Genomic DNA, 8,241 nt, shown 5'->3' on the forward strand with positions numbered 1-8,241 from the left:
TTCAATCTTCTTTCTATAATCTTCAATACAATACGAAACAACTGTCTCCCCTCGCCGAATTAACTGACTTACAATAGCTAAAGTCAGATTTATATGACCTTCTCCAGGAAAATTTATTACGAGTACATTTGCCATCATATTCTCTCCTATCTAACAATATTAATAGTTAATTATATTAATTAATTTAAAACTATTATAAAGGAATCTATTCTACTTCTTCATATTTTTCACTTCATTTTATTATTGAGAAATATTTTTCATAACCTACATTATAACTCTTATAAAAGTATGCTTAACCTTTCATTTATTGAAAAATACGGGATTTACATTCAGGCATTTTTACAGATTTATCATCAAAACATTATTTTGATAATTCATACAAAACTAGAAAAATATAATTTCCACACTGATTTCTCACTATAAATTTATTTAAGTTCTATGTTGTCCTTATCTTTATCCATTTGGAACATATTCTGTTATATAATGAATTTACAGAAAAATGAGCAACTTCATGCTACAACAACTATTCACTTCACCTATTTTATCTATTCAAGCTTTACACCCAGGTTATGAAGACCATGCAAGCGATGTGTTTCTCGTCCGAACAGAAGATGCAGAAGTCATCGTTCGTTCTTCTAAAATGAATGAAGAGCCCAATAATGATTTTTGGTGGGGATGTAAAAACCTATTTGGAATTAATCCAAGGAACGTACATCATTTAAAAGCTGTACATACATTGCTGCAAGAACATACTAATCTTCCTATCCCAGCAATATTAGAAAAACATATTTTAATTGGCCGTGAATTCGTTGTAGCCGAAAAGTTAGTAGGTAACACAGTTCAATCTTTTATCGGGCAACCAGATTCTATTTTATTCAGTCTAGGAAAAGGGCTTGCAGAAATACATACATTTAAAGCCGATTACATAGGAAATGTGTCGGGTTCCTTCCAAATTACACTAGATGAATTCCAATCACACATTTTAAATGTGAGTAAAGAGCTTGTGAATATGTTTTATTCCGATAATGAAAGCATACAAAATGCATTTCCTACTTTTGAATCACAACTTTCTCCCTTACCAGCACAAAAGGAATCAATGCTCGTTTTAATTGATATGGACCCTACTCAGTTTTTATCAGATGGTACAACTATTACGGGATTAGTAGATACAGAAGCCTATGCCGTTGCTCCCCGGGAGTTTGATTTTATCGGCTTAGAATATGTGTTTACAGAAAAAGAGGCACATGCTTTTAAACAAGGTTACGAAACCATTATGCCCCTTCCTCATCTTGCAGAATGTAGACCTCCCTATCGATATTTGTACCGGTTATTATCTGTTCAGGGCAGCGTGGAGTTAAAAAAGTGGCTTAGTCATCCATCCTATTTTTAAATACGAATGAGAGGGGTTATGAAATGAATATTGAACAAAAGAAATCTTTAATAACAAACGAAATTCAGCGAATGAAAGATTTGGCTCATATTTGTGGGCAACACGATCAAATTGATTACTCATCAGATTTACATATAAACTTTTTAACTGCTCGTACTAATGAAGAGATAAATGATTTCCTATTTTATAATAATACTCAATTAATCGGTGCATTAAGTATGTATGATTTTGAAAGACCGACAAAACTGGAGTTAATAGGGTTTGTTCATCCGAACTATAGGAAACAACATATAGGCACTACTCTTTTACAAACCGCAATGAAAGAAATACGAATACGAAAGGCAGATGAAGCTCTTCTTATTATGAATGGGGATTCTGCTTCTGGGAAAGAATTTGCAAGACATATGAAATTACCTTATTTATATAGTGAATATAGTATGGAGTTCAAAGCTAAAGAAGTGCCAAAAACAACAAAGAATACTATACAGCTCACTCTTGCATCTTCAGGGTCACTTCTTGATCTTATTGAAATTTCCAGTAAAGCTTTTGGAGATTCAGCAAAAAATACCGCTACATGGTTACAAAAAATGATGAATTCCCCTTCCTATCAAGTTTACTGTGCTCTTATCGACGAAAAAGTAATAGGAACGATTACAGTTTCTGAGCAAGAACAATCTACTACACTATCAGGGTTCGCTGTTCATCCTTCTTATCAAGGTAAAGGATACGGAAAAGATATTCTTAGTTATATGGTACATACCCTTATTACAAAAGGAATTTCAACAATTGAATTAGACGTCGAAACGAAAAATAACCACGCTTTAAAACTATATACACAATGTGGTTTTGAAATGAAAAAGAAGCATGACTATTATAATGTAATGAATCTTGAGGTGAATACATATGTGTAAAAAACTAATTTATTCTGATTATGATATTTTCGCATCCATTTATAATAAACATTGGGGGCATTATGCTGAACACTCCTATCTACTTTTGGAAAAACTTGTTTTACAATATGCACCACCACATTCTCATATTTTAGATCTTTGCTGCGGGACTGGTCACCTTACTAAGAAATTAATTGATAATACTTTTTTAGTAACTGGTATAGATGGTTCTGCCCAAATGATTGAATACGCACGTCAAAACGCGCCAGACGCAACCTTTATCGTCGATGATGCTCGTTATTTCAATATAAATGAGCAATTTCACTATGTTATCTCTACTGGCGATAGCTTAAACCATATTTTAAAATTAGATGAATTAAAAAATGTTTTTCATAATGTTTACTCCGTATTACATAGCGAAGGTACATTCGTATTTGATATGAATATGGAGAAAGGTTTTCTTGAAAATTGGATTGCTTCATTTCATATTTCAGCGGAAGAATATGTATGTACAATTGATTCTACATATGATAACGAAAATAAAAAAGCAGAAATGAACTTTATACTATTTCAACATGACATAGATAATAATTGGAAAAGAAGTGACTTTTCTTTTGAGGAAGCTTGTTATTCCAATGAAGAAATAATTTCTTCATTGGAATCTGTAGGTTTTAAGAACATTCAATTACACGGTACAAACAGAACATTTTTCATTTGTCAAAAATAAAAAAACTGAATCATAACGATTCAGTTTTTTCTTAGTATATTTACGACAGCAGCCGTTTCATTATTTTCTTTATAAACTCGTGGAATTCTTCTGTCTAACATACATGTAACTTCATAGTTAATTGTACCTAACATATCCGCTACTTCTTCTACCGCAATTTCTTCTTCACCTTGTTTACCGTAGAATACTACTTCATCCCCAACTTGTACTGGCATTGCTTTTGAAACGTCTAACATAAGTTGATCCATACAAACACGGCCAATAACAGGTACTCGAACTCCATTTATTAATGCATGCCCTTTATTAGATAACTGACGATTATATCCATCAGCATAGCCAATCGGTACAGTTGCAATCCATTCTTCACCAGTCGTTACATACGTATTCCCATAACTTACACCGCGATTCTTCTTCGCATGTTTAATATGAGCTACTTTTGATTTTAACGACAACGCAGGCTGTAAAGAAACGACTGCATGATCTACCTCTTTTGAAGGATACATTCCATATATTCCAATACCTACACGAACCATATTTTGAAATGTATTGCTAAGCTCCATTGAACCTGCACTATTTGAACTATGAATATATGGAATATGAATTCCTAATTCTTTTGCTGCATTGACAGCTTTCTCAAATAAACTTGTTTGCATATTCGTATATGATTTATCAATTTCATCTGCCGTAGAGTAATGTGTAAACATTCCTACTACCTCTACATACTCCATACGTTTTAATTCTTCTAAAAATGGTTTAACCTCTTCTTCTTGTAAACCGATACGACTCATTCCTGTATCAATTTTCACTTGAATTTGCGCTTTCTTTTGAAGACGGTTTGCGATTTCATTTATACCTTGTAAATCTTCACTTCTATAAACAGTCATCATAACGTCATATTGAATTGCCTCTTCCGCAGCTGCTACTGATGTATAACCTAAAATTAAAATCGGCACGTTAATTCCTGCTTCTCTTAACTCTATCGCTTCATCTACAAATGCAACTGCAAGCTGATCTATTCCTACTTCAATAGCAGCTTTCGCAACTTCAACCGCCCCGTGACCATACCCATTTGCTTTTACAGCAGCCATCATTGCAATATTTTCATCATTCACACGCTTTTTAAATTCTTTTACATTATGTTTTACTGCATTTAAGTCAACTTCAATAATTGTATCTCTTCCATATTTCAAACTCATTGGTCTAACTCCTAACTCAATAATTGCATTCCATTCTATTTCACGTTTCATATGACCTTTTACAATATAATACTTTTCAATATGCTAGTCAAACTACTAGAATTTTCGGAATTTTGAGTATGATATAATACTCTTAAGAAACTATTATATACGGAGAAGAGGAGAATTACAATGTTTGTTCAACCTGCCTTGCATCAACTACAAGTTGCTGTTGATACCTCTATTCAAATGCTTAACCAATATAATGAAGCCGATTTAAAAATACAGCCCATTCACGCAAAGCGATCTCTATTTGAAATGTGTGCACATCTTTCTCTTATTTGCCATGCGGATTTACTCATTTTAAATGGTAGTACTGAAAAACAACTACACACTTTCTATAAAGAACAAACACCCGAAACAATTACGCAAATGCAAAAAACGATGATACAGGGCTACGATTTACTTTCTAAAACTTTTTTATTCTATTCCAATGAAGAATTAGCGGAAGTTAAGACTGCTTATTGGGGTATTTCTTATTCCCGTTTTGAATGGTTGCTTGAAATTGTTGCACACTTTTATCATCATCGTGGGCAAATTCATATTTTATTGTGCGAGCACATTAAAGATCCTAACATACCTTTATTCCAATAAAGGTATGTTAGACGACATGAAACTTCTCTAAAGCAAGTAAAATACCACCTTCACTCGCCTTCTTTGTAACGAAATCAGCTTTTGTTTTTAGTACTTCTCCGCCATTCCCCATCGCAATACCTAATCCTACATACTGCAACATCTCAATATCGTTTCCACCGTCACCAAAAGCAATTGCTTCTGATTTACAAATGTTTAAGTGATCCAATACTTTTTGAATTGCGGTGAGCTTCGATACTTTATTATCTTCCAATACATTTATGACATAACCATGAAAACGGTCGAATGTAAGCATTGGGTATTTTTCAATAAATTTTTGAGATTCTATTTCATCCGCATACAGACATAAACAATAGATTTCTTCAGACAAATCCTTGCTTTTTTCAGGGTACTCCCCTAAATTTAACGTCTCGCTAAGCGCTTGCATTACACCCTCATTATCTGAGGCTATTCCGTTCATTGTAAAACCCTCAGTAAAATAAGAAACGCCGTGACCATGTAATTCTGCAAACTCTGAGATATCATGAACGATTTCACTTGAAAGTACCGATTTATGTAGAACTGTTTCCCCACACTTAATATGTGCACCATTTGCAGAAATAATTGTATGTATGCCCAGCTCTTTAAATTGCGAACATAAGCTATATGGTCTCCCTGTTGTAACAACTACGTGAATTCCTTTATCTATTAATCTTTGTATCGCTTCTTTTGTACTTTCGTGCATACTTCTATCAATCTCACTTAAAAGCGTACCGTCAACATCAAAAAACACTACTTTGTACACGGGTCTTTACATCCCGTCCAAATGATTCGTATCATTAATGAAATGCACCGTTTTTTGTTCGCCATCAATTTCAATTAAGCTTATTCCCGTATCTCCCATTTTAAAATAATAGTCCATTGAAATGGGCATTTTGAAAAACGCACGTAATAGACTATTTATTACACCACCGTGTGCAACGATTGCTATCCGTTCATAAGTATTCTCTGTCACGATTTTAGAAAAGATTCCTTCTATTCTCATTCTAAATTCAATAAATGATTCCCCATTTTCAAAACGGTCATGAAGAAACTTTGGCTCTGGATATTTCTTTGCTTCTTCAAAAGATAAGCCTGCTTGCACTCCGTTATTAAACTCCATTAATTCCTCTTCTAGTTGAATTGGGCATCCAATTCCTTCAGCTAACGTTTCACCAGTTTCACGAGCACGCTTTAATGTACTTGCCCAAATGAAATCTGGTGGAAAATCTGCTTTCACTTTCTGTACAAGCCTTTGCACTTGCTATCTTCCCTTTTCTGTTAATTCAAAGTCAGCTCGTCCTTCATGTACATGTAAAATATCTGCTTCGGATTCACCGTGACGTATTAATAATATTTGCACTTGTTTCCCACTCCCTTGTTTAATATCCACAAAATTCCATTATATCATATTTAAAATTTTCTTTAACAAAAATATATTACTTTGACAGTTTTTTAACCGTCTAGTAAACGTGTTATTCCACTTAACAATTCCAAACACTCTAAACTTATAATTCTTTGAAAAGTGACAAACAAAAAAGCCCTATCCATAATGGCAAAGGACTAATATTTTTTATCCTACTCAACAATAAAAAGAGAAATGGCACCCCATTTCTCTTTTTCACTCTTATTGTTCTTTTGGTGTATCTGAAGAAGGCAATTTCTTCGCTTGTTTTTCTTTAAAGATTTCTCCAATTGCCCCGAGAGTACCAAGTGTTTCAATTGCATTAGACGGAATAAAGACTTTATTTGCTGGTCCTTTTGCAACCTCAATCAATGATTCAAATGATTTATAAGCAAGTACGCGTTCATCTAAATCTGCTGCACGAAGTAATTCAATTCGATTTTGTTCTGCTTTTGCAATTTCCTCAATCGCTCTTGCTTCCCCTTGCGCTTCTAGTTCTTTTGCTTCCTTTATACCTTCAGCTTCTCGAATACGTGCTTCTTTATCACCTTCAGCCATTAAGATTTTACTTTGCTTTTCACCTTCAGCACGAAGAACTTTATCTTGTTTTGCAGCTTCAGCTTCTAAAATGATCGCACGTTTATTACGTTCTGCTTTCATTTGTTTTTCCATCGATGCTTGCACATCTTTTGGCGGATTAATATCAACAACTTCAACACGCTCAATGCGAACGCCCCATTTTTCTGTTGCTTCATCAAGTGCTAAGCGAATTTCTGTTGAAATTTTTTCACGACCAGATAACGTTTCATCCAGTTCCATTTTACCAATGATTTGACGCATCGTTGCAGAAGTAATATTACGAACACCATATTCATAGTTCGAAATACCATATGTCGCAAGTTCTGGTTCCACAATTTGATAGAAAATGATTGTATCAATTTCTACTTGTACATTATCTTTCGTAATTACCTTCTGTGGTGGTACATTCGTTTGTTGAATACGTAAGTCATGATATACACGAACACGGTCTACAATTGGTATTAATAAATTTAATCCCGGCTCCATAATACGCTGAAACTTACCAAATCTTTCAACGACTCCAACTTTTTGCTGTGGAATAATTTTAATTGTTAATGCGATAAATGTAACAACAATTAGTGCTAAAATAATCGTTAATGTTAATGCTACTGCCATATTTATTCACTCTCCTTTTTAACTTGTAATATAGTACTATTCCTCTTTATAACAATAACTTTTTCTCCAACATCAATTGGATCATCTGCAATAGCTGTCCAAGTATCTCCATCCACCTTCACAATACCATTCGCTTCATTTGTAATCGCTTGCATAACAATGCCTTTTTTACCGACAAGCAAATCTACTGTATCAGTAAAACCTTTTGCTTCTCGAAAGTTTTTTGAAATTCTTTTCGTAAAGAAAGTCAATGTTAAACTTACAATCGCACCAGCAACAACTTGTAACAGTAGTGCTTCAGGGGCAAACAAAGCAATTAGACCTCCGACAACAGCTCCAATTCCAAGCCAAAGCATATAAAACGTAATCGACAACAGTTCCGCAATAAATAAAATACCAGCTATTATAAACCAAATTACCCAAGCAGCCATATGCAACCCTCACTTTCTTTCTCATTTTCTATATGTATATGAAGAAAAGAATGGTTTATCCGCCCTTTCTTATACCGGGGCATTTACTACAAGCTATTGTACATATTCACTGTTATAAAAAGTATTAATAAAATACTATATTAATATATTCTTCATTATACATGACATTTCCTTTCAAAAAATGACAAAAAATTAAATTCTTTCACAATTCCAACTTTCAAATTATAATTATTCTAACTATTGGAATGTTTTTCCTCAGGAAGGTTGTGTACTTATTGCAAAATCGTTCATTAACTTACTATTTAGGATCGAAAATATGCATTACTCTCGCTGATATCGTATACATCATGATTATTA

8 protein-coding genes and 2 pseudogenes are annotated in these 8,241 nt (G+C 33.7%); 4 read left to right on the forward strand and 6 right to left on the reverse strand.

Features of this window, described 5'->3' with window-relative positions; translation table 11 throughout:
* Positions 1-135 (reverse strand): annotated as a pseudogene (locus DN394_RS27625) (macrolide family glycosyltransferase); the annotation flags it as partial.
* 376 nt (positions 136-511) lie between these two features.
* Here DN394_RS27625 and DN394_RS27630 point away from each other — a divergent pair.
* From DN394_RS27630 to DN394_RS27640, 3 genes are read left to right on the forward strand one after another with little or no spacing between them, the layout of a single operon-like run.
* Positions 512-1,390, forward strand: a complete 879-nt coding sequence (locus DN394_RS27630; protein ID WP_098208710.1) for a nitrate reductase — start codon at positions 512-514, stop codon at positions 1,388-1,390.
* Between the two features lie 23 nt (positions 1,391-1,413).
* On the forward strand, positions 1,414-2,301 hold the full coding sequence (locus DN394_RS27635; protein ID WP_098149667.1) for a GNAT family N-acetyltransferase: 888 nt from the start codon (positions 1,414-1,416) through the stop codon (positions 2,299-2,301).
* Entirely contained in the window at positions 2,294-3,007 is a 714-nt protein-coding gene (locus DN394_RS27640; RefSeq protein WP_098705021.1) for a class I SAM-dependent methyltransferase, read from the forward strand. Before DN394_RS27635 ends, DN394_RS27640 begins: the two co-directional genes overlap by 8 nt.
* 20 nt (positions 3,008-3,027) lie before the next feature.
* Here DN394_RS27640 and alr read toward each other — a convergent pair whose 3' ends face one another.
* Positions 3,028-4,203, reverse strand: a complete 1,176-nt coding sequence (alr, locus tag DN394_RS27645) for an alanine racemase (protein ID WP_046959909.1) — start codon at positions 4,201-4,203, stop codon at positions 3,028-3,030.
* Between the two features lie 171 nt (positions 4,204-4,374).
* On the opposite strand from alr, the gene DN394_RS27650 reads away from it, so the two are divergent.
* Complete coding sequence (locus tag DN394_RS27650) at positions 4,375-4,836, forward strand: DinB family protein (RefSeq protein WP_098208712.1); 462 nt, start codon at positions 4,375-4,377, stop codon at positions 4,834-4,836.
* 7 nt (positions 4,837-4,843) lie between these two features.
* Here the strand turns inward: DN394_RS27650 and DN394_RS27655 are convergent, their stop codons facing one another.
* The 4 genes and pseudogenes from DN394_RS27655 to DN394_RS27670 all read right to left on the reverse strand — a co-directional run bounded on the left by DN394_RS27655 (position 4,844) and on the right by DN394_RS27670 (position 7,884).
* Positions 4,844-5,620 (reverse strand): Cof-type HAD-IIB family hydrolase, encoded by a 777-nt coding sequence (locus DN394_RS27655; RefSeq protein WP_098208713.1) that lies wholly within the window; start codon positions 5,618-5,620, stop codon positions 4,844-4,846.
* 6 nt (positions 5,621-5,626) lie between these two features.
* Positions 5,627-6,217 (reverse strand): annotated as a pseudogene (locus DN394_RS27660) (histidine phosphatase family protein).
* A 264-nt stretch (positions 6,218-6,481) separates the two neighbouring features.
* Complete coding sequence (locus DN394_RS27665) at positions 6,482-7,453, reverse strand: SPFH domain-containing protein (RefSeq protein ID WP_046959225.1); 972 nt, start codon at positions 7,451-7,453, stop codon at positions 6,482-6,484.
* 2 nt (positions 7,454-7,455) lie between these two features.
* A complete protein-coding gene (locus DN394_RS27670; protein ID WP_087982739.1) occupies positions 7,456-7,884 on the reverse strand; it encodes an NfeD family protein in 429 nt (142 codons plus the stop codon).
* Positions 7,885-8,241: the final 357 nt, after the last annotated feature.

The sequence above is a fragment of the Bacillus sp. BB081 genome (genome assembly GCF_008368895.1).
Taxonomy (GTDB): domain Bacteria; phylum Bacillota; class Bacilli; order Bacillales; family Bacillaceae_G; genus Bacillus_A; species Bacillus_A wiedmannii.